Source organism: Pseudoalteromonas sp. NC201 (assembly GCF_002850255.1).
In the GTDB taxonomy this organism is placed as follows: domain Bacteria; phylum Pseudomonadota; class Gammaproteobacteria; order Enterobacterales; family Alteromonadaceae; genus Pseudoalteromonas.
On the sequence record NZ_CP022522.1, the window covers coordinates 2906577 to 2928330 of the forward strand.

20 protein-coding genes are annotated in these 21754 nt (G+C 43.8%); 13 read left to right on the top strand and 7 right to left on the bottom strand.

Annotated elements, in window-relative coordinates; all coding sequences use genetic code 11:
- Positions 1 to 165 precede the first annotated feature (165 nt).
- The 7 genes from dinG (at position 166) to PNC201_RS12610 (ending at position 5871) form a co-directional block, all read left to right on the top strand.
- On the top strand, positions 166 to 2235 hold the full coding sequence (dinG, locus tag PNC201_RS12580; RefSeq protein WP_102057249.1) for an ATP-dependent DNA helicase DinG: 2070 nt from the start codon (positions 166 to 168) through the stop codon (positions 2233 to 2235).
- A 2-nt stretch (positions 2236 to 2237) separates the two neighbouring features.
- Positions 2238 to 3017, top strand: a complete 780-nt coding sequence (locus tag PNC201_RS12585; protein ID WP_010606576.1) for a TSUP family transporter — start codon at positions 2238 to 2240, stop codon at positions 3015 to 3017.
- The gene (locus PNC201_RS12590) at positions 3014 to 3613 is read left to right on the top strand and encodes a primosomal replication protein (RefSeq protein WP_010606575.1); all 600 of its coding nucleotides are present in this window, start codon (positions 3014 to 3016) and stop codon (positions 3611 to 3613) included. The genes PNC201_RS12585 and PNC201_RS12590 overlap by 4 nt, the downstream gene beginning before the upstream one ends.
- Positions 3613 to 4518 carry a histone deacetylase family protein gene (locus tag PNC201_RS12595; protein WP_102057250.1) on the top strand — a complete coding sequence of 302 codons (906 nt, stop codon included), beginning with the start codon at positions 3613 to 3615 and terminating at the stop codon, positions 4516 to 4518. Before PNC201_RS12590 ends, PNC201_RS12595 begins: the two co-directional genes overlap by 1 nt.
- A gap of 27 nt (positions 4519 to 4545) precedes the next feature.
- Positions 4546 to 4818: a late competence development ComFB family protein gene (locus tag PNC201_RS12600; RefSeq protein WP_010606573.1), complete on the top strand. Its 273-nt coding sequence runs from the start codon at positions 4546 to 4548 to the stop codon at positions 4816 to 4818.
- Positions 4815 to 4976, top strand: coding sequence for a DUF2496 domain-containing protein (locus tag PNC201_RS12605; RefSeq protein WP_010606572.1), 162 nt, complete (start codon positions 4815 to 4817; stop codon positions 4974 to 4976). The genes PNC201_RS12600 and PNC201_RS12605 overlap by 4 nt, the downstream gene beginning before the upstream one ends.
- A 100-nt stretch (positions 4977 to 5076) precedes the next feature.
- On the top strand, positions 5077 to 5871 hold the full coding sequence (locus PNC201_RS12610) for an NPP1 family protein (protein ID WP_010606571.1): 795 nt from the start codon (positions 5077 to 5079) through the stop codon (positions 5869 to 5871).
- 62 nt (positions 5872 to 5933) lie between these two features.
- Here the strand turns inward: PNC201_RS12610 and PNC201_RS12615 are convergent, their stop codons facing one another.
- Positions 5934 to 6398: a hypothetical protein gene (locus PNC201_RS12615; protein WP_102057251.1), complete on the bottom strand. Its 465-nt coding sequence runs from the start codon at positions 6396 to 6398 to the stop codon at positions 5934 to 5936.
- A gap of 285 nt (positions 6399 to 6683) precedes the next feature.
- Here PNC201_RS12615 and PNC201_RS12620 point away from each other — a divergent pair, with 285 nt between their 5' ends.
- The 4 genes from PNC201_RS12620 to PNC201_RS12635 all read left to right on the top strand — a co-directional run bounded on the left by PNC201_RS12620 (position 6684) and on the right by PNC201_RS12635 (position 12601).
- Positions 6684 to 9794: an efflux RND transporter permease subunit gene (locus PNC201_RS12620; protein WP_102057252.1), complete on the top strand. Its 3111-nt coding sequence runs from the start codon at positions 6684 to 6686 to the stop codon at positions 9792 to 9794.
- A 14-nt stretch (positions 9795 to 9808) separates the two neighbouring features.
- Complete coding sequence (locus tag PNC201_RS12625) at positions 9809 to 10882, top strand: efflux RND transporter periplasmic adaptor subunit (protein ID WP_102057253.1); 1074 nt, start codon at positions 9809 to 9811, stop codon at positions 10880 to 10882.
- Between the two features lie 138 nt (positions 10883 to 11020).
- Complete coding sequence (locus PNC201_RS12630) at positions 11021 to 11776, top strand: Nif3-like dinuclear metal center hexameric protein (protein WP_102057254.1); 756 nt, start codon at positions 11021 to 11023, stop codon at positions 11774 to 11776.
- 21 nt (positions 11777 to 11797) lie between these two features.
- Positions 11798 to 12601: a methyltransferase domain-containing protein gene (locus PNC201_RS12635; RefSeq protein ID WP_102057255.1), complete on the top strand. Its 804-nt coding sequence runs from the start codon at positions 11798 to 11800 to the stop codon at positions 12599 to 12601.
- A 12-nt stretch (positions 12602 to 12613) separates the two neighbouring features.
- Here PNC201_RS12635 and map read toward each other — a convergent pair whose 3' ends face one another.
- The 5 genes from map to PNC201_RS12660 form a co-directional block, all read right to left on the bottom strand.
- The gene (map, locus tag PNC201_RS12640; RefSeq protein WP_017216249.1) at positions 12614 to 13384 is read right to left on the bottom strand and encodes a type I methionyl aminopeptidase; all 771 of its coding nucleotides are present in this window, start codon (positions 13382 to 13384) and stop codon (positions 12614 to 12616) included.
- A 1-nt stretch (position 13385) separates the two neighbouring features.
- Entirely contained in the window at positions 13386 to 13586 is a 201-nt protein-coding gene (locus tag PNC201_RS12645; RefSeq protein ID WP_010606564.1) for a ParD-like family protein, read from the bottom strand.
- A 381-nt stretch (positions 13587 to 13967) separates the two neighbouring features.
- Positions 13968 to 16241, bottom strand: coding sequence for a TonB-dependent siderophore receptor (locus PNC201_RS12650; protein WP_102057256.1), 2274 nt, complete (start codon positions 16239 to 16241; stop codon positions 13968 to 13970).
- Positions 16242 to 16637: 396 nt separating this feature from the next.
- A complete protein-coding gene (locus tag PNC201_RS12655; RefSeq protein ID WP_102057257.1) occupies positions 16638 to 17012 on the bottom strand; it encodes a rhodanese-like domain-containing protein in 375 nt (124 codons plus the stop codon).
- Positions 17009 to 17497 (bottom strand): hypothetical protein, encoded by a 489-nt coding sequence (locus PNC201_RS12660; protein WP_102057258.1) that lies wholly within the window; start codon positions 17495 to 17497, stop codon positions 17009 to 17011. The genes PNC201_RS12655 and PNC201_RS12660 overlap by 4 nt, the downstream gene beginning before the upstream one ends.
- Before the next feature lie 113 nt (positions 17498 to 17610).
- Between PNC201_RS12660 and PNC201_RS12665 the strand changes: the two genes are divergently transcribed.
- Both PNC201_RS12665 and PNC201_RS12670 read left to right on the top strand, forming a co-directional pair.
- On the top strand, positions 17611 to 18129 hold the full coding sequence (locus PNC201_RS12665; protein ID WP_010606560.1) for a hypothetical protein: 519 nt from the start codon (positions 17611 to 17613) through the stop codon (positions 18127 to 18129).
- Between the two features lie 415 nt (positions 18130 to 18544).
- Positions 18545 to 20173: a methyl-accepting chemotaxis protein gene (locus tag PNC201_RS12670; RefSeq protein WP_102057259.1), complete on the top strand. Its 1629-nt coding sequence runs from the start codon at positions 18545 to 18547 to the stop codon at positions 20171 to 20173.
- 124 nt (positions 20174 to 20297) lie between these two features.
- On the opposite strand, the gene PNC201_RS12675 is transcribed toward PNC201_RS12670, so the two are convergent.
- Positions 20298 to 21725 carry a serine hydrolase domain-containing protein gene (locus PNC201_RS12675; protein WP_010606558.1) on the bottom strand — a complete coding sequence of 476 codons (1428 nt, stop codon included), beginning with the start codon at positions 21723 to 21725 and terminating at the stop codon, positions 20298 to 20300.
- Positions 21726 to 21754: the final 29 nt, after the last annotated feature.

A 21754-nucleotide genomic window follows, 5' to 3' on the forward strand; every position in this document is an offset into this window, starting at 1 on the left:
CCAATACCACCCTAAAATAGACGAATCACTGTAATTATATCCACCTGTTTATTGAACATAAAGTCACAAACAGAATAAAACCTATCCATTAACGCAGTGATTAACTAAAAATCGAGACTCAAGTGGTAGGCTTGCTTCATATCAGAACTCTAGGCTAAATAGATTATGCTCTCAGACAAACTAAAAAAAACCATCCGCCAAGCACATCAAAATGTCGCCTCCGCTTTAGATGGCTTTCGTCCTCGTCCGAGTCAAAATTATCTGGTCGCCGAAATCGCAAAAACACTCTCTGGTGATTATCACCGCACTCAACGTATTTGCGTGATTGAAGCAGGAACAGGTACTGGAAAATCTTTAGCCTATCTACTCGGCGCGCTTCCTGTTGCACTCTCAAGTAAAAAGAAACTCGTCATCTCGACTGCAACCGTCGCTTTACAAGAACAGCTGATCAACAAAGAGTTGCCATTTTTAAAAGAACATTCAGGCATAGACTTTAAATTTGACCTCGTAAAAGGCCGTCAACGCTACATCTGTGTACAAAAACTGATGGCCGCCGTCAGCGATGATGAGATGCAAATGTCGATGATGCCGACAACCAGCAGTCCGCTTTCTCAAATGGAGCAAAGGTGTTTAAGAGAGTTAGCACTTGCTTACCAAGAAAAGCGCTGGCAAGGTGATAGAGATAGCTGGGAAGACACAATTCCAGATAAAGTTTGGAATGTTATCGCTTGTGATAAACACGCCTGCCAACGGCAACTAAAATCTCATCACTTATGCCCTTTTCATTTAGCTCGACAAAAGATTGCACAAATGGATGTGTTGGTGATTAATCACGCTTTGTTACTGGCCGACTTAGAACTAGGTGGCGGAACGATATTACCGGAACCAGAAGAAACATTTTACGTAATTGATGAGGCGCACCACCTGCCTCATATTACCAGAGATTTTTCTTCTGCAGCGGCAACGATTAAAGGCACTATCGAGTGGCTTGAAAAGCTACTTAAGTTTAGCGGAAAGATGGCAAACACCGTGGTTTCGCAAAAAGCCATTGGGCAGAATTTCAAACTGAATGATGCAGCCAATGACGCTGCGAAGTACCTTAGAGCGGTAAGGGATATACTCGATCAGAGCGACTTTACTTATAACGATGACGATACCTACCGCTTTAGTCATGGCGAAGTACCTGAAGCGCTCACCGTAAAAGCAAAAGATATTGCGGATGCCACGCAAGATGCACTGCGTTGCCTTACCAAGATGCATGATGCTCTGTCGGGCGATGTTTCAGACGGCGATGTACAAGCTTTTTTAGCCGACCCATTATTGGTTGAAAGCGGTCAATATATCAACCGACTTGAGCAACTCAACAAACTCTGGTTTAGCTATGCTCGAAAAGGCGACAGCGTGCCACATGCAAGGTGGATAAAACGCTTAGAATACAAACACCATCACGACCATTTACTTTGCGATTGTCCGATTGAAGTCGGCTATTATTTGAAGGATCACCTCTGGCGAGAGTGTGCAGGCGCGGTGCTCTGCTCCGCAACCCTCAGTGCTTTGGGCACATTCGATCATTTCGCCCACGAAAGTGGGTTGGCAAAAGAGCCTGGTGTTAAATATATCAAGGCTGATTCTCCGTTTGATTATCCCAATCAAGCGACATTGCATTTGCCAAAAACCCAAACAGATCCAACGGATAAAGCCTTTAGCGATTATTTAGCGGATGCCCTGCCAACCTATTTAGACACCAGTAAGGCTAACCTTGTACTGTTTGCTTCTTATTGGCAAATGAATCATGTGGTAGAAAAATTAAGAGGTAAAAATCTCAATATTTTGGTACAGGGTGAGCTTTCCCGTGACGCCCTACTCACTCGTCATAAAGCAAATATCGACTTAGGTCGTGGCAGTATCTTATTTGGTACACAAAGCTTATCCGAGGGACTAGATTTACCCGGAAAATACTTAGAGAACCTCGTGGTGACTAAGATCCCTTTTGCCGTGCCAACGTCCCCTATTGAGGAAGCCCAAGCGGAATTCGTGCAAAGTAAAGGGGGGAATCCATTTTTATCTATCACGGTACCCGATGCTGCAAAGAAATTAGTACAAAGCTGTGGTAGACTGCTGCGTAAGGAATCAGACTCCGGCCGTATCACCATCTTAGATAGACGTTTAGTTACAAAACGTTATGGCAAAGCCATGCTTGATACTCTGCCACCATACAAAAGGCAAATTGATTAATAATGTTTGAACTCGCTTTAGATCCCACAACTTGGGGGTTACTTTGCTTAGTCGCACTGGCTGCTGGATTTATTGATGCAATTGCAGGTGGTGGTGGGCTGCTAACCGTACCAGCTTTGCTTACTGCTGGCCTTCCTCCGCATTTAACCTTAGGTACCAACAAGCTCGCCGCGAGTTTTGGCTCCTTAACCGCGAGCTTTACCTACTACAAAAAGCAGTTATTCAAACCTAGCTTTTGGATTGGCTCTATTATTGCCACTGCGATAGGTGCCGTATTGGGCACATTACTTGTCGACTTTTTAAGTATCGAGTTTTTAAATAAACTTATCCCCGTTATTATCATCGCTGTCGCAATTTATAGCTTAGTCGGTAGGCTAAGCCCAACAGATTCCCATACTTTGCCAGAAGCGAATCGAGCACTCAAAATCAAGCAGTGGGCGCAAGGTTTATCGTTGGGATTTTTTGATGGTATGGCAGGGCCTGGTACTGGCACGTTTTGGACTGCGTCTAACAGTATGCTCTATAAAATGAGCTTACTTTTAAACTGTGGTCTTGCTCGTTCAATGAACTTTGTTTCCAACTTTATCTCGCTTATCACCTTTGTAGCCTTGGGTCATGTTAACTTTATGCTGGGTATCACCATGGGCGCCTTTTTAATGTTTGGAGCTTGGCTTGGTGCGCATTCTGCGATTAAGTTTGGCAACAAACTAATCAAACCACTCTTTAACACTGTGGTTATTGTACTTGCTGGCAAGCTCATTTTTGAGGCTTATTTCTCGTGAGCACAGGGCTTATCAAGCTTGAGCAACAAGTCAGCCGCTTAAAGCAACAAGCAGCGCAATTTGACTCCGCGAAATGGTTTGATAAGAATCGTTATATGCAGGCACAGCCCAGCTTATTTGATGCCCGTGTATTTCGAACTAAAAGCTTAAAGCTCAGCGACTATGTTGAAGAAATAGCAGAAGCAATGTCCCACCTACCGCCAAGTGCGCAGCGCCACGCCTTTACATTTGCCATCGAGCGGATAGGTTCACAAATGGAAGCCGTGTTGAAGGTGTTAAAATCAACCCCGGTCTGGGCGAAAGAAAACAAACTGAATACACCAAAAAAAGCCAAAGTGTATAAGAAGGCAGTGCAGAAGATTATGCAGTCGTCCCATGAGTTATATCAGGAGCTGTCACAAAATCATGAATTTGAGCGTCGACTGCAAGAAATGATTGATCTCAGAAGACTACAGATGGACAAAGCAGATCCCACTCAAGCTGCCAAGCTCAATGCCGAAATATTAGCCCTTCATGCCCGCCTTGGCCGCTGTAGAAAAGCCATTTCCGCCACCGAGCAAAAAATTCAAGAAGTTGAGAAAAGTCAGAGCCGTTAATGCTGTACTACCACCCTATTTATAGCGAGTTGAGCCTGCCTGAAAAGCATCGCTTCCCTATCAGCAAGTATAAAAAATTATACCAACGAATAAACGCCAGTAAATTTGCTAAATTTATCAAAGAACCCGAGCAAAAAATCACAGCTGATGCACTGCAACTTTGCCACGACAATAATTACGTTGATGGCTTTCTAAACGGCACGTTGAGCGAAAAAGCAATTAAAAAAATGGGCTTTCCTTGGAGTGAGCAACTAGTTGAACGCACTTTGATTTCTCTAGGTGGCGGTTTAGCGGCAGCAAAGTATGCGCTCGAATATGGATTTGGAGCAAACTTAAGCGGCGGCTATCATCACGCACATCGCGATTTTGGCAGCGGCTTTTGCATATTTAATGATTGGGCGGTGGTCGCGGCAACGCTCATTGCCCATCAACGGGTTGAGCGAGTGCTGATCTTTGACTGTGACGTACATCAAGGCGATGGCACAGCAACGATCGTTGCAGATAGAGACGATATCATTACCTGCTCCATCCACTGTGAAAGTAACTTTCCTCGCATTAAACCGCAATCCGATTTGGACTTTGCCTTACCTGTGAATACACAGGATGCGCAATATGTGGCAACCGTCCGCAAAGCCTTACAACTGGCGGTTCGATTATACCAGCCAGACATCATCCTCTATAACGCTGGTGCAGACGTCTATCAAGGCGATGAACTAGGACACTTTAGTGTTTCAAAGCAAGGTGTTAGAGCTCGAGATTCGATTGTTTTTGAGTATGCTCATCACCTCAATATCCCATTAGCTTTTGCTCTTGGTGGGGGCTACCAGCGCGACGTTGATCATCTTGTAGATATACATCAACAAACCTTTTTGGCTTTGTTCGATAACCCCGCTATTATGATATAAACTTAAAAGGAATGTGCAGGAGGCTGTATGAAGTTACATGATGATATTCATAATTATTATGAGAAGCTGGTCGTCGAACATATCGTCCGTCGTAAGTTAGATAAAATTTATGATGAAGACGTAATGGCTGACTTTTGTTGTACTGTATTGAACCAACTACCATCGCGTTATATTCGCTACGATGTCGACATGGAGTTTTACCTGCCTCAGCCCGAGCGTGTAAAAATGGAACAGGCGGTAGAGCGTGCGATTGATTTTGCCATTTCACAAATCGCTAAAAAGGAACAATTTCAAGTATGAGTACCCCTTTAGAACAAGCGCCAACTCATGTAAAGCTTGCCGTCGACCTCATTATGTTGTTAGAGGAGCATGATCTTCCTGCGGAGGAAGTCATGGCTGCACTTGAAATTGTCAGATCTGACTTTCAAAACAAGCTGAATAACCAACAAAAAACTTAACATTAAATATACATTTAAGTCATACTTAGTTTTTAACCTTAGATTCTAATCAATAGCGGTTGTGCAAAACAGCACAACCGCGTTTATTAAGGAAAGCTGTATGACAACAACACAACTCCCTTTATTGTCCCTCGCGATTATTGCTGCGTCTGCACAATATGCTTACGCCAATGACTTTGCTGCATTAGACGAAGCCCTCCCAGCACCCTACATTATCAACGGTACTGAACCTGTGTTTGATTTTGATGGTGATGGTTGCCTGCCGAGTGCTGGGATCAGTAGAACTGGCGCGCAAAATTCAGGGCTAAAAACATCGGGCCGCATCACAGGAGATTGCAGAGATAATCAATTTTTAAATACTTCTAATACTGTGCACCGCTACGCCTGTAAAACAACAACTAACGGCGAGTATTGTGGACACTTCTATGCACTTTACTTCAAAAAAGACCAAGTGTTCGACTACTTTGGTGGTGGTCACCGCCATGACTGGGAATATGCAGCGGTATGGACTCGAGATGGGATAGTTACACATGGTAGCTATAGCGCACATGGCGACTTATTCACTAAACCTGCTAATGAGCTACCATTCGAAAATGGCCACTTAAAAATTGTCTATCATAAAGACGGCATTTTGACCCATGCACTGCGCTTTGCCAAATCAAACGAAATCGCTGAAAACAACTATCACCGCTTTGTCACACCCGCTATCATCAGTTGGTACAAAATGGCTGGAGATGGAATTTCGAACACAGCATTACGAGAAAAGCTCAATCAATATGATTATGGCTCCGCCACCTTGCCCGTTAAAGACAGTCGTTTCCTCAATAACCTCAATCGCTTTAAACCAAGTGACTACCCAACTTACGCGCAAAGTGATATAGACAACGCTCAGTAATTGCTTAGACAAACTCACCTCATCAATCGATGAGGTGAGTCGATATGCTATACCAATTGGTATTAGCCTGCGTCTTGCTTCTGCCTAAGCAACCTTGCTCGCTCTAGTTTATATTGTGCAAAGAAAATACTATCCATTTCACTTGTTTGCGGATCAATAAAATAAGCAATATCGCTTCGATATGGCTCAGGTGAGAAGTGTTTGCCATCTTCCCAATAGAGCACAGCGTGCTTTACTAATTCACCGAGATAGGTGTGATCCCACGCATAGTGACAAAAGCCATGGTGCTCCCCCAAATTAGGTGAGTATTTTTTTTCAATATCCGCCATTTGCCCGGTATTTTTGTAATCCGCAAATTGTTTAGCATCTTGCTCCGCCGATTGAGGATCAGTGAAATAGGCAATATCACGCCTAGGTGGTAAGGCTTGAGGTAATCCAAATTTATCCGATATACCATTGCACTTTACGACAATCCACTGCACAAAATGTGCCCCGATAATATGGTCCCATTTCAACGCAACGTACATATAACCTCCTTTTGAACATCATTTATCAATTATTGCAAAGAACTGATCATGCCCAGCTAAGTTTAGCCACTTCTATTGATCTTACTAGTGCAAGTTCAATTGCCTTTAATTCAGATCAAAAAGTTTTTCAAACTATAAAAAAGCGTTACAAGGTATTACAGAACCGCACTTTATCGCTTATTTTTGCCAATTTAGCGCTAGCTTTAGCAAACGTAAATTTCACCTTACTGGCACTTTTTTTACATCACACTACAATGCAGAAAAAGCAAGATTGGAAACGTACCGATGAATGTGACACGCAGTTCGCTAAAAAACCCAGCGAGTGTAATTGTCATCTTGGTGTTGATTATTTTATTTGGGCTGTTAAGTATATTTAAACTGCCCATTCAGTTGACGCCAGATATTGAGCAACCACAGATCACGATTTTCTCGGGATGGCGCCAAGCCGCCCCAGAAGAAATAGAATCAGTGATCATCGAACCGCTAGAAAATGCGGTAAAAAACACACCTGGCGCACTTGAGGTTAATACCAACATCAATCGTGGTAATGGCTCTATTACGCTAACATTTGCGGTGGGTGCAAATATGCAACAAGCGATGCTAGATGTGCTAACAAGCTTAAATCAAGCCCCACCGTTGCCACTTGATGCGCTAGACCCAGTCGTATTCGCCGGCGGTAATAACGGTGAAGCAGCAGCCACTTTGTTGGTCACGCCCAAAGACTATCAGGCAAATAGTCTCGATTTTGATATGGCGCAGTTTCAAAAGCAAATCGACGAGTTTATTGAACCAAGACTTGCACGTATTCCCGGCGTGGCACGTGTCGATCTAGCGAGTGAGCGGCCAAAAGAGCTGCGTGTTACTTTTGATCCGCACAAAGCCGCCGCGCTTGGTATTAGTTTAGATCAAATCAGTAATGTACTTGCAAGCTCTCGCGATACTTCTGGAGGTCTTGCCAACGTTGGGCGTCGTCAATATACCGTGCGATTCACTGGCCAATATGACCTTTCCAGTATGGCTCAAATGCGTGTCGGCTACTCTGGGGACAGGCCAATCTACTTAGGTGATATTGCAAGTGTTGAGCGCACCTTTTCAGACCGTTTGGGCATGAGTGGCCGCAATGGTAAACCGGCCTATTATATTCGGCTCTCTCGGGTCAACGAAGCAAATACCGTTGCCTTGCTTGATGAAATCAACCTTGCAATTGATGAATTAAACCAAGGGCCGCTGGCTGAAAATGGCTTATCGATTGAGCTCAGCTTTGATGCCTCCGTCCACATTCGAAATGCACTTTCTTTAGTAAAAAGTAACTTAGGCCTTGGGGTACTCTTATCTTGTTTAATTCTGTGGCTATTTTTTAGAGGCTTAAAAGCAACCTTGGTGATTGCAGCTACAATCCCCATTTCATTGATGGTCGCCTTTCTCGCACTTAATATCTTTGACCGTAGTCTAAATGTGATCTCGTTGGCGGGATTGGCATTTGCAGTGGGCCTTGTACTAGACGCCGCTATCATAGTCCAAGAGAATATCTCACGCTTAAGAGCTGAAGGATTCGATAACAAAAAAGCCGCCTTAAAAGGAGCTGCCCAAGTGACAGGAGCATTATTTGCTTCGACAACCACCAGCGTCGCCATCTTTTTACCTATTCTCTTTATGGCGGGTATTGAGGGACAGCTATTCTCTGATTTAGCACTGACACTCTCGATTGCCGTTATTGCGTCAATGTTGTGTGCTATTACCCTTATTCCACTGGCAAACCATTTGTGGCCAGACTCTGAACTAAAACCAGATCCTTATCATCAATACTGGCAAAAGCTCACCAACTTCATCATGAAGTTGACCAATAACAGAGTAAAGCAACTTACTTGGATTGGCGTATTACTGGGTGGTTCGGTGGTTGCAACCATGACCATGCTGCCAAAAACTGACTTTATGCCAAGAGCCCCCACCGATGGCTTTTTCTTTAACCTAGTGACACCACCTGGTGGCAACGTACAGTTTATGGAAGAAGAATTGCTGCTGCGCGTGAAAAAACGCTTAATGCCCTATTACCAAGGCGAAAAAGAACCTGGTATTAAAGACTTTAATTTCTATGCGTTTGGCTCTAATGCTGGCGGTTTTATCTATTCAGCCGACCCTCAACGTGTTGAAGAACTGATGAAAGTGGCCAGAGAAGAAATCTTCGTTGACCTTCCCGATACTCAAGTGTTTTTCTTTCGCGGCTCGATGATCCAAGTCGCCAATGGCGGCGATGGTCGCGATATTAATATTGACCTCACAGGTCCCAATATGGACGACTTAATCTCAGCAGCTCAAGTGGCTTTACAGGCAGTACAAACCGTGCTACCAGAGGCAACGGCCAGACCTCAGCCGCGATTGGATATGGCAGAGCCAGAGCTTAGATTAACGCCTAACGATCGCAGGATCACCCAAGCGGGATTAACGCGTCGAGATGTGTCTCAAGCGGTACAAGCTTATACCGGTGGATTATTCGTCAATGAGTATTTTGATGGTAACGAGCGCATGAATGTTATCCTTCGTGGTATCCCTTGGCAAAGCCCTGAGGAACTAAAAGCTTTGCCCATCGTAACACCTCAGTCAGGAATTCAAACTCTCGGCGAGTTGGCAAATATAGAGCGTACAGTTGGCCCGACGCAACTGCGGCGTGTCAACGGTCGCCGTACGGTCAGCATTGTTGTCACGCCTCCGGCTGATATGAGCCTGCAGCAAGTGCAAACCATCTTGAGTGAACAGGTAATGCCAAAAGTGCGCGCAAGCCTGCCGGCCAGTGCTGGTGCTATTTTGGCGGGGAATGCGCAAAAGATGAATTCCGCAATGGAAGAAATGGCGTTGAATTTTGTCCTCGCATTGTTCATTTTATTTTTGTTAATGACCGCGCTGTTCAAGTCCGCCAAAGACAGCGCCTTGGTATTGTTAGTGATGCCACTGGCTATCGCAGGTGGCGTGCTGGCTCTGTATATCTTAAACCTCTTTACCTTCCAGTCCTTGGATTTACTGACGATGATAGGCTTTATCATCTTGCTCGGGCTGGTCGTTAATAATGCCATTTTGCTGGTGGATCAGACTCGCGTTGCGATGGCATCAGGCATGAGCCGTGAAGCATCGGTCAGACAAGCGGTGTTACTAAGAGCAAGACCCGTTTACTTAAGCACCTTGACCAGTCTGTTTGGCATGCTGCCACTCATGCTCATGCCAGGCGTAGGCTCAGAAATCTACCGCGGCCTTGCGACTGTCATCGTCGGTGGTATGGCTATCAGTGCTTTATTTACCTTAGTGTTGATGCCGAGTTTATTGCAACTTGGGCGGCAAACTCCGCCATCCGAAACAAACAAATCAACGGCCAAAGCCCCGCTCAGCCTAGTTGCCAATCAGTAAGTAGTGAGAATAGAATGAAAAACCCAATAAAACAGACACTTCAGGCCCTAGCACTATGTGCTGGGATCGTTGCGCCACAAGCCATCGCCGTGGTGCCAGTCACCGTCGCAGAAGTGACAAAAGCCCCTCTCACGAGCGAAATTGAAGTTAGTGGCACACTGTATGGGAAAGACGACGTGACGCTGACCGCCGGAGTTAGTGGCCGTTTGTTGTACGTAGCAGAACCCGGTACCAGTGTCGCAAAAGACGAAATCTTAGTACGTATGGATACACTTCCGCTGGAACTCGATAAGGCCCGCCAAGCCGAATTATTAAATCGAGCCAAGATCAATTTACGCTTATATCAACAAGAATTGACTCGATTAAAGAAGCTCGCAAAAACCAGCAGTGCGGCAGAGAGTCAAGTCGATGAAATGCAAAATAAACATGACCTAGCGCTGTCGGATATCGCCTTAGCAGAAGTCGAACTTAAGGTTATTGACGATAAATTGACTCGCGCAACGGTCCGTGCACCATTTGATGGCGTTATCAGTGAACGTTTTAAGCGCGCGGGTCGAGAAATAAACCGCGCCGACGAACTGCTCACCATATTAGATATCCATCATCTAGAAGTTCGCCTATATGTGCCCGTTAAATACTTAAAGTTTTTGCAAAAAGGCATAGCGCTGTCAATCCGTTCTGGTGATTTATCGCAGCCAGATAACACGTCAGCAAAAGTCACAGCGGTGATCCCCTCAACCGATCCGCGCTCACAAACCGTTGAAGTGCGTGCAACACTCGCAGCAGATCAAACCCATAGGTGGGCAATTGGTCAATTAGTTGATGTAGCGGTGCCGCTCACCAGCAAACAAGCCGTATTGCTGGTTGACCGGGACGCCTTAATATTACGTAAACAAGGCACCCATATCGTCAAAATAGATGAGCAAAATAAAGCCGAACAAATTCCTGTCACCGTCGGCAATGGCAAAGGCCAATGGGTGGAAATTACTCCCCGCACCAGCGATATCTTACATGCCGGTGATAGAGTCGCCGTTCGCGGTGCTGAGCGCCTGCAAACAGGACAAGACGTCGAGGTGACAAACCCTTAATAACAAACCAGTTACTAGCCCAATGAGCTCACTCATGGACGAGCGGCTCATTTTTCTTTTCCACCCCCACGATATTCTCCCTTTTTGATCTATCGTAAAACCAGTTAAACTAGCGCTATCTGAGAGTTAGGGGGTGTTATGAAACGAACCAAATTAGTGAATCAATTAACGGAATTACTGAAGCCATTTCAAATTAACGATTACTGTCCAAATGGTCTGCAAGTAGAAGGGACAGACGAAATCCAAAAAATCGTCACAGGTGTTACCGCCAGCCAAGCTTTAATTGATGCCGCTATTGAACGAGGTGCAGATGCCATTTTGGTTCACCACGGCTATTTTTGGAAAGGGGAAGATCAATGTGTCACGGGCATGAAAAAGCGCCGCCTACAAGCCCTGCTTGCCAATGACATCAACTTAATCGCTTACCACCTTCCACTGGATGTTCATCCTGAACTCGGGAATAACGCACAGCTCGGTAAGCTACTTGGGCTTGAATATGAAAGACCGCTTGAACCTTGGAATAAAAATAGCGTAGCGGTAAAAGGTAAATTAACGACGCCAATGACTGCTGTTGATTTTGCCGCTTTAGTTGAAGAAAAACTCGGTAGAAAGCCGCTCTTAAATGTTGCAGGCGATCATCCAATTAGCACTATTGCTTGGTGTACAGGTGGTGGGCAAAGCTTTATCGATCTCGCAGCAAACCAAGGCATTGATGCCTACTTAACGGGTGAAGCATCAGAGCAAACCATTCATTCATCTAACGAGCAACAGATCCACTTTATCGCGGCGGGACATCATGCCACAGAGCGTTACGGCGCGAAGGCACTTGGTGAATATTTGGCAGCGCAATATGGTTTGGATGTTGAATTTATTGATATCGACAACCCGGTTTAACCGTTTGGTGTGATCTCGCATATGGCTAGAAAAAAGCAGCAGCAAAAACCGGCACCGACAGATAGAAACTTTGCTGAACTGACGCACAAGTTTAAAAACAATATCTATGGCACCAATAAAGGCAAAATCAGAGAAGCTGTGCTCAAGCGTGACTTGAGCGCACAAGTTGACTGGTTAACGCAATCAAGTGGCAAACGCATATTAGATGTTGGCGGCGGACAAGGGCAATTGGCGCTCTTTCTAGCATCGCTTGGCCACCATGTCACTGTGATTGATATTTCAGAAGAGATGCTTGAACTTGCCAAAACGCGCGCGCATGAAGCCGGACTAAATGACCTGCTGCATTTTATCCACGCGCCCCTGCAAGCACTCGATACGCTGAACTTAGGACAATTCGACTTAGTATTGTGCCATGCGGTGCTTGAATGGCTGGTTGAGCAACAAAGTGCGCTTATGCTGCTAAAGTCGCAACTAAGCGAAACTGGCTTGCTTTCGCTAATGTATTTCAACCATGAGGCGCACCTGATGGCCAATATGGTGTACGGTAACTTCGACTATGTGCAAAAAGGCCTTAAAGTAAAGCAAAAAGTAGGTCTCAGTCCCAATAAACCAATTAGCCAAACTGACATGGCAACTTGGCTTGATAAGGCAAAACTCAGCGTTATGCAAAAAACCGGTGTTCGCTGTTTTCATGACTATTTAAGGGAGTTGAGTAAGGCGGATGAAGATTTTGACGCTTTGCTCGCCTTAGAGCTTAAATACAATCGCCAAGAGCCCTATGCATCTCTAGGTCGTTATACCCACTTGATGCTAAAACAAGCGTAAGTACAGCACTGCTTACGCTTCTTCCGCTCTTAGGGTTAACACTTCAACGCCGTCATCTGTTACCAACACAGTATGCTCCCACTGCGCCGATAGCTTTTTATCTCGGGTTACCACAGTCCAGCCATCTTTTTTGGTTTTAATTTTTGCGCTACCCTGATTGATCATCGGCTCAATGGTAAAGGTCATCCCAGGCTTTAGCGTCATCCCGGTATTTGCTTTGCCATAGTGCAATACATTTGGCGCTTCATGCATCTCTCTACCGATCCCATGACCACAATACTCGCGTACCACAGTGTAACCGGCTTTTTCAGCCACTTGCTGTACAGCCGCACCGATGTCCCCAAGCTTTGCTCCAGGTTTAACCATTTTTATTCCAGCCCACATCGCTTGGTAAGTCGTTGCCACTAATTTTTTGGCTGGGAGTAATGCGTCTGGCATCACATACATTTTGCTGGAGTCGCTGATAAAGCCATTTTTCTCAAGCGTAATATCGATGTTTACAATATCAGAAGACTTTAAGATTTGTGATTTACTCGGCACACCATGGCACACGACCTCGTTCACAGAGCTATTAAGGACGAACTGATAACCATATTGACCAAGGCTGGCAGGACGCGCTTTAAGCTCATCAACAATAAAGTTGTGCACTTTGTCATTAATCTCTAGCGTAGAAATTCCGGGTTCAATCCAACTATCAATATAGTCAAACACTTGCGTAAGCAATCGCCCGCTTTCGCGCATCAATTGGATCTCATCAGCGGTTTTGAAGGTAACCTCTTGCATCTCAATTTCCTTTTGGCTGTTGTGACTTCACTCGCGTCATTTCTGCCGTAATGATCTCTGTAAACGTAAGCGTTGGATTGCGCTCGGCAAGTCGCCCAATTTTAATCCAAAACTCAGCCTGTGAATTGATTGAGCGCGACATCACAGTGCTTGCTTCACGGATCTCATCGTGTAGTTCATCTGAAATTTTTACGATACCCATTTATATAAACCATATACATATCATATATAATTCATATAATAACGGAGTTGCGGAACAATGCAAAATCTAATGCCAGTTTGCTTATTAACCTGAGGTTTGGATAAGGAATGTTCCAACTCATTGTTGCTAAAGTACAACTTAGTTTTTTCCTTGTCTAGCCAGCAAGTTTTAGGGAAAACAAGGCGAATTTACGCACCAATAGCTGGCTATTGGAAGTGAATTCAACGCAGTTAGCGCTAAAACTGGCTGCTAGAAAGGCATTAATTATCCGCAGCTCAGGTTTATTATGTTGAAGCAAAAAAATTTAAGGCAAAAAAATGCACCGCCTCGGCGGTGCACTCCGTATTTTAAGCTTAAGTCACCCAAGCTTAGGTTGACTCACTAAAAGCTATAGCGCATCCCTAATTGCCAATTGAACGGTTCGCCGTGCATTACATAGCCGTCCCAAGATGAAATACTGTTGTAGTAACTTTCATCCAGTAGGTTGTTGAAGTTAAGCGACACACTAAGCTGTTCACTCACTTCATATCTTGCCATTAAATTAAGTAACGCTCCGGAAGATTGTGTGATCTTATACGCCTCGCTACCGCCGCCCGGCAATGGCCTTTGTGGTATTGCATAAAAGCTACCTTGCCAATTAATTCCAAGCCCCGCAGTCAAGCCGTCAACAAACTCGCTAAAGTCATAGGTGGTATACAGGTTTATGAGCTCTTTGGGCTGATCCGTTAACAGCTCTTTGCCATCTTTTGATTCAGTTTTGTGTTTTGATAGCCCTAAGCTGATATTCCACTGCTCATTGATAGAGCCTGTAAATTCAACTTCAAAGCCTTCTGTCGTATCGCCTTCACCGCGCTGAATATATGGCCTATTGCCCTGCGGAGTTAGATAGCTGTCTGGGTAGTTTGGATCGACAATCGCAAGCCCATTTTCAACATTACGATACACCGCCGCCGTAAAGTTCAAGGTGTCATCAAGTAACTCACCTTTTACCCCGAGCTCATAGCTTTCGCCGGTGCTTGGGTCGAGCATTTTATCATTGATATCAAAGTAGGCTTGCGGCTGAAATGCCTCTGTGTAGCTCGCGTAAACACTATATTGCTCATTAATATCAACCACGAGCCCGGCATAAGGGGTGACTTCTGTATCCACCTTTTCATGATAGCGGTTACGAAGAAACTTACCGTTATTAGGATCATAAAGGTCAATATCGTACTCCCAATTGGTGATCCTAGCGCCAACAATAAGTTTAACATCATCATGCGGGTTAACACGCACGGCCACAAATCCACCATTAGAGTCTGTTACCGTCAAACTATCACGGCCTAAATCTTTAAATGGATAGCGCGGCACGTCACCTGTCCAATCGTGAAAATTTAACCCTTCTAATGAAATAGTAGTCTGGTCGGCTTCATTACCAAATGACGTACGCTCCCGCTTGAATTGGTTATAGCTGAAAATGACATCATGCGTACGACCAAATAACTCAACCGGGCCTTGGAGTGACAAGTCTATTGTCTTTTGTTCATCTTCGGAGCTACTTATTACAGCACTGTAACCGAATCCATTATCGCTGCTACCATCTGGGTTAATAGGCCCATCAGGATAAACGAAAAAGAGCTGCCCACCTTGCATCTCAATGGTATTGTATGTCGCGATGGCATGGAGTTGCCAATCGTTTTCAAACGCGTGATCAAGCCCAACAAAATAGGTGTATTCTTCGATTGGCCAGCTACTCCATTTTGCCGTCATCCCGGTGTCACCACGGCGTCCCTGATAGCGACTACCATCAGCGTAAAAGTAAGGTTGAGAGTGGCTATTTATCGCCCCTTTTGAAGCAGTATCAGCATATTCCACACCGAGTCGCAATAAGGTGTAATCGGTCAGATCAGCCTCAACGGTAGAATATATAGACGTTTTCTCCTGGCTATAACGCTCAATGTAGGAATCTCTTTCATAATGTGCAGCAACAAAGCGGCCGCGAATACTGCCCTCTTGGTTTAACCCACTCGCCACATCCACCTCTGCGCGGTAATTATCCCAACTACCAGCCGAAACCGCCACACTGCCCTTAAACTCATCGCTTGTTGCACGTTTTCTTACTAAGTTGACGGTCGCGGTTGGGTCACCAACGCCAGTTAATAAACCATTTGCACCACGTACAATCTCAACACGCTCATAAGCAACCGCATCACCATTTACATTTGGTCTTCGGCCACCTGGGAACTGTTGCACACCGTCTATTTGGATTAAATTGACATCACCGCCACGTACAGAAAAACGTGTCCTATCAAGACTGGCTCCCCGCTTTGCATAAAAGCCCGTTGCATGTTCCAAGATCTCATCAATGTTAACCGTCTGCCAATCTTGCATCATTTGATTTGTGATAACGGTCACCGCTTGAGGCGTCTCACGCTGTGATAAAATCATTTTTAATGCCGCTTTGTTCGAAGACTCGGTGTAATTTTTTACACTCGTACCAGTCACATAAATATGCTCTAGTTCTTGAGCCCTACCATCACCCGCGGCATCAGCAGCTAACGTATCATCAGCAACTTCAGCGGCATGTGCATTGCCGTGTAGTGAGAACAGCACAAAAGTGGCGCAAAGAGAGAGTTTTAAAGAATTATTTATTGTACGTGAAGATGAAGAGCACATCGTTTTTCCCTAAATTAACTTCATTATGAAAACGATAGTGATTATCATTTATATTACCAACTCTTTCAAGTCCCTTTTTTAGTTATATGCCGTTATTTGAAGCGCAATTCAAGTGTGGTAGTGACCAAAACTTATTAAGCTTTGCCGTTTACCTTTTGTTTTTACCCGCTACTATTTAACCTGAGCTGCGGATAATTAATGCCTTTCTAGCAGCCAGTTTTAGCGCTAACTGCGTTGAATTCACTTCCAATAGCCAGCTATTGGTGCGTAAATTCGCCTTGTTTTCCCTAAAACTCTCTGGCTAGACAAGGAAAAACTAAGTTGTGCTTTAGAAACAATGAGTTGGAACATTCCTTATCCAAACCTCAGGTTATTTACTCAAAAAGTAGGGAGCCCCTATTTCTTCACCACAGGTAAAGACTTCGCCAGCCACTTATTCATATCACCTTCTAGGTGTTTTAAGGTGTAGCCTTTTGGCGCTAGTGCCTCAATAAAGATGCCAGCCCTACGCCCAGAGCGGCAGTACACAACGAGTGGTGTATCAGTCAATTTAGTCAGTTCTTCCTGATGCGTCTCAATCTCGTTAAAAGGAATGTTTATTGCCCCTTTGATATGTCCTGCGGCAAACTCTTCAGGGCTTCGTACGTCCACTATGGTGTAAGCGTCTGCTGACATTTGATTTACCATCAGTGCTTGCTGTGTGATCGTTTCCGATTGGGCATAGCAAATACTGCTAACAAACCACATAAAGCTAATAATCAGTTTTCTCATTTTTCAGTCTCCTTTTTGTACAATCCATCAAATACTATTTGCCACTTTTCAGCCCCTTGCTTACTCAGCCAAACCTGACGTACCGTACCATCTGGGTTCGCAGTCCATGTTATCTTATCCGTCACCTTAATACCTGCTGCATTTTTCCTATCCCCTTGTAATACCATTTTCCCTTCATGAAACTCACCATCCAACCGCAACAACAGTCCGCTATTATCCACCCAAGTTTGATGCCAACGATGAGTGGATGCATCATAAATATTTATACTCTCACCACGATACCCAAGTTCAGTGGTATAACTTTCTTTAATAACACAGCCATCATACTCACGGGTAATGCGATTACGCCCAGACTCAAGGCCTCCTACACTCGTTACCGACCAATCTCCAAGCCAAAAATCAAACTGTCTAAATCCTTGATCTTCACATTTAGCTAAGCTATTACAGCTAAAAAACAAAATACTAATAACCAACCATACCTTCATTTCACTGACTCCTTATATCCAACCTTGTTAGCTTAGCGGGGTTTAACCAAACAGCTAAAGAAATCAGGAAATACTCCGATACAGTTAGAAATAGAGATAACAAGGATAACGTTATGGAAATTCAAATGAAGCCACATCACTTTGCCGGCGCACCAAACGCAAACAACGAAACACCTACTGCCACGAGTAATTCCACAGAAGAAACGGAAGAAAAACCTACAAATGAAGCCATATTGACTGAGTTTATGGACAAACAGGCAAAGAAATACAAAGGTAACAACCCAAATTTTAAGCAACAATATGAAATGTTAGAGCAGTCAGAAGCCCTAATGAAAGAGCAAATCCAACATTTACAACAGCTTATTAGCGAGTTAAAAAAAACACCTCTACAACGAGCCATAAAAGTATCCACAGTAAGCGATGCTGATATCCCAACAACACAAGAAAATATCCTGAGATATGAGCATACCGGCGCAAAACAGTATCGCGATAATGAAACAGAAAAAGAAATTGAGATTTTAACCCAACAACTTGATGAACTTAAATCACAGCATGCTGATATAAAGCAACAGATGATCCAAATGGTACTTGATGAAATGACTAGGCAACGAGATAAAAGGTATGAAGTCTAAATAGCTCAAATACTTCTATTACTTCATAGCGAGTTAACGAAATCAATATTATGCAGTTTTTTACAACTTCAGTTTAGGGTGAATTTTAATTCACCTATAGACCACACTTCAACCTCATAATTAAACACTATCCATAAAACCCCATAACACTAAGACTTTAAACAAAAAAACAAAGTAATTTAGCAAATTTTAAAAAAGCGTGCTTTTCGAAAATAAAACCACTAAAAGAGAATAAAAAACCATATTAATTTTTCAATAAAAAACCACAATCCCAAAACACCAAATTTAATCAACAAATAATACAAACTGAAAACATTCGCAAAAAATATTTAATTACTAATACCACCCACTTTTCAAATACAATACCGCCCCTTCAAATATCAATCACCACTAATGGTTTCGTTGAGCTCCAATAATGCAGTTAAAAAAACTATCTATATCTAACCAAATAACGTTAAGTTTCACCTTACTTTTTGTCATTTTCATTAGCGTAGGCCTGATGAGCTACCAAGGAATGAAAGAAGTGAATGCCAATCTAAACTACATTGTCAGAACCAGCATTCCATCTATGGAAACCATTAAAGACATTAAAATTGACTTAGCAACCATACGTAAAGATGAGTTTAGTACTGCATTAAACCCTGAAGACCCAGAGGTGCACAACTGGCTTGCTATTTTAAGAGATCTGAAGAAGTCATTGAATGACAAGATAGCATTTTATCAATCATTGCCAGTCAGCAAAGAAGAAAAGGCACTGTTCAATGCGTTTATTACCGCTTGGCAGCGATACGTCAATGCGACTTATCATTACGAAAGCCTTATCCTAAGTGGCAACGCAAATGAAGCAAATCGTATTATTTTGGATAGCTATCCAGTGTTTGCCAACGCCATGTCTGAGCTTAGTGAACTGGAAGCATTAAATGATAGCAGTGTTGAAAATTCTGAGCGCTCGGCTATATCAGCAGTTAATAGCACCCTATTTACTTTAGCGATTTCTGGATTACTCGTTGCAGTAACCATAGTCATTATCTGCATACTTTTGAGTAAAGCGATTAAGACACCGCTTGCTTTATCCGTGGATCTTGCGAGTAAGATAGCCCGTGGCGAGCTAAATCACGCAATTGCACTTGAAGATACAGGTAAGAACGAGCTCGGTTTATTGACCCAATCTTTAGAAAAAATGCGTTCACAGTTACACGCCTTGATCACCATGATCAATGACTCAGCCATTCAATTAACTGCGGCAGTAGAAGAAGTAAATGCCATTTCTTACCAGAATGCACAAGGTATGAATGTACAGCAAAATGAGCTGCAATCCGTCGCATCCGCGATGACACAGATGCAAGCGGCGATTAGTGAAGTGGCTAAAAGTACAGAAATGGGCGCTGAATCAGCAAATCAGGCAAGTGAAAAAGCCAGAGAAGGCAGCGACGCACTTAAATCAAATATCAATCATATTTCAGACGTTGCACAAACAGTCACATCTGCAGGTGAACTTGCCAATAATCTCGAAAAAAACTCACACAACATTAATGTGGTTGTTGACGTAATCAGAGAAATCGCGGAGCAAACGAATCTATTAGCATTAAATGCTGCTATTGAAGCTGCTCGTGCAGGTGCTCAGGGACGTGGTTTTGCTGTTGTTGCGGATGAAGTCCGCTCACTGGCCCAACGTACCCAAGATTCAACCACGCAAATTGTCGAAATTGTCAATGACCTACAAACCAAGTCGAAGGAAACCGGCGTGGCAACCAAGAGCTGTGAGCAGGGTATTGCACTTTGCGTTGAGCAATCAGAAGTCGCCGGCAATATGATCCATCAAATTGAATCTCAAATTGATAGCATCGCAGCCATGAGTACACAGATCGCGTCAGCTTGTCATCAGCAATCTGTGGTTTCAGAGGAGCTGAACAAAAATATCGAGACTATCAATTACTCGGCTGTTGAAATGACCGAAGGCGCCAACCAAACCGCGACGGCGTGTAATGAAATGAGTAAACTTGCCCACGACTTAAAGTCGCAAGTCGACAAGTTTACGCTCTAAAATACCGCCATAATGGATAAATAGCGCCTAAGCCTAGGTACGGCTAGGCGCTATATAATTGAGGCACTCTATCATCAAAAAAACAATGCTCGGTAACAGACATAGCAAAAGTTGATTGCAGCGCTCACTTTAGGACGGATTCTACAAATCTCTTAGCCGCCTCATGGTTACTATCTAGTTGCAATAGCTGCAGGTAAGTAACACGTGCATTGGTTTTATCTCCTTTAATAAGATACGCCTCAGCGAGACTGTCATAGGTATTCGCGCTTTTTGGGTGTGCCGCAACATTCAATTTGAAAAATTCAATTGCGGCGTCGTAATAACCGACTTCCAATAATTGATACCCAAAGCGATTTAGTTGGCGCTCACTTAATCCCTTCCCCGCACGAGTTTGGTGCTGATAACTTTTAATCGCAACTTCAACACCGTCAGATAAAATCGTTGCAAAAAGCAGCCGATATGGACTTAACTTGGGCGATGCTGCAGCTTTACCTGCAAGGATTTCAAGTATGCCATCAACCATCTGTGTCAATGGTGCGCCGCCTGTATTATCCAGTAAAATAATAACCGTTTTGTCCTCCAATACTCTTGCAATCTTTGCCCCAAACCCTGGGATTCCACCGCCATGGTGAACCAGCGTTTTAATTTGACTGTCATCTCCTTTGTTGGTGATTTCCCAGCCAAATCCGTAATTTCTGTGTTTGGAAGGGGTAAATAACAATCTCTTGATTTCAGGCGTTAATAGTTTATCTGTGTATAATGCACGCTCCCACTTATACATATCTTGCACCGTTGAATACATTGCGCCCGCGGAAAAAGGCACTGTCATGTCAATAAAATCGGCATGTTTGAACCCCTTTAACGTGGTATCGTAACCATTCGCTAGGCCCTTAATTACCTGCTTATGATCGGCAAATCCAGTTTCTTTCATATCTAGCGGTGCTAATATTTGCTTTTCAAGTAGTTGCCAGTAGCTGTTTCCACTCACAAGCTCAAGGATACGTCCAAGTATAGTGTAGCCGGCATTGCTGTAACGAAACGCAGAACCCGGCTCAAACAACAAGTCTCCTGAGCAAAAATGGTCGATAAACTCATCGCGATTATAAGGGTTGTGACTTTGCACCTGACGAAATTCGGGGTGTTGAAACACATCTGGTAAGCCTGACGTGTGATTAAGTAACTGCCTTATGGTAATTTGGCCTCCCGTATCCTTTCGGTATGTGGGTAAATAGCTGGAAATGTTGGCATCAAGCTCAATCTTTCCTTTCTCAACCTGTTGTAATACCAAAAGTGCCGTAAACTGCTTGGTCACTGATGCTAGCTTAAATTTAGTGTTGGGTTGATTTGCTATTTGCCACTCTACATTGGCAAATCCATAACCTTGCTGCAGTAACACCTCAGATCCTCGAGCAACCAAAGCGGCACCATCAAACTCTTTAATTTGGTGATACTGCGCGATATAGTCATCTAGTTGTTTTTGCAGTTGAGTCGTCGCCTGAGCGGGCATAGAAAACAGGCATAAAAATAACAGTAAATGGGGTAATGCTTTCATGTAAATCCTTGTTTATTGTTATGACGAGT

Coding starts and splice junctions, on each gene's coding strand:
- dinG (WP_102057249.1), top strand. CDS start 166: ATGCTCTCAGACAAACTAAAAAAAACCATCCGCCAAGCACATCAAAAT.
- PNC201_RS12585 (WP_010606576.1), top strand. CDS start 2,238: ATGTTTGAACTCGCTTTAGATCCCACAACTTGGGGGTTACTTTGCTTA.
- PNC201_RS12595 (WP_102057250.1), top strand. CDS start 3,613: ATGCTGTACTACCACCCTATTTATAGCGAGTTGAGCCTGCCTGAAAAG.
- PNC201_RS12600 (WP_010606573.1), top strand. CDS start 4,546: ATGAAGTTACATGATGATATTCATAATTATTATGAGAAGCTGGTCGTC.
- PNC201_RS12605 (WP_010606572.1), top strand. CDS start 4,815: ATGAGTACCCCTTTAGAACAAGCGCCAACTCATGTAAAGCTTGCCGTC.
- PNC201_RS12610 (WP_010606571.1), top strand. CDS start 5,077: ATGACAACAACACAACTCCCTTTATTGTCCCTCGCGATTATTGCTGCG.
- PNC201_RS12615 (WP_102057251.1), bottom strand. CDS start 6,398: ATGTACGTTGCGTTGAAATGGGACCATATTATCGGGGCACATTTTGTG.
- PNC201_RS12620 (WP_102057252.1), top strand. CDS start 6,684: ATGAATGTGACACGCAGTTCGCTAAAAAACCCAGCGAGTGTAATTGTC.
- PNC201_RS12625 (WP_102057253.1), top strand. CDS start 9,809: ATGAAAAACCCAATAAAACAGACACTTCAGGCCCTAGCACTATGTGCT.
- PNC201_RS12630 (WP_102057254.1), top strand. CDS start 11,021: ATGAAACGAACCAAATTAGTGAATCAATTAACGGAATTACTGAAGCCA.
- PNC201_RS12635 (WP_102057255.1), top strand. CDS start 11,798: ATGGCTAGAAAAAAGCAGCAGCAAAAACCGGCACCGACAGATAGAAAC.
- map (WP_017216249.1), bottom strand. CDS start 13,384: ATGCAAGAGGTTACCTTCAAAACCGCTGATGAGATCCAATTGATGCGC.
- PNC201_RS12645 (WP_010606564.1), bottom strand. CDS start 13,586: ATGGGTATCGTAAAAATTTCAGATGAACTACACGATGAGATCCGTGAA.
- PNC201_RS12650 (WP_102057256.1), bottom strand. CDS start 16,241: ATGTGCTCTTCATCTTCACGTACAATAAATAATTCTTTAAAACTCTCT.
- PNC201_RS12655 (WP_102057257.1), bottom strand. CDS start 17,012: ATGAGAAAACTGATTATTAGCTTTATGTGGTTTGTTAGCAGTATTTGC.
- PNC201_RS12660 (WP_102057258.1), bottom strand. CDS start 17,497: ATGAAGGTATGGTTGGTTATTAGTATTTTGTTTTTTAGCTGTAATAGC.
- PNC201_RS12665 (WP_010606560.1), top strand. CDS start 17,611: ATGGAAATTCAAATGAAGCCACATCACTTTGCCGGCGCACCAAACGCA.
- PNC201_RS12670 (WP_102057259.1), top strand. CDS start 18,545: ATGCAGTTAAAAAAACTATCTATATCTAACCAAATAACGTTAAGTTTC.
- PNC201_RS12675 (WP_010606558.1), bottom strand. CDS start 21,725: ATGAAAGCATTACCCCATTTACTGTTATTTTTATGCCTGTTTTCTATG.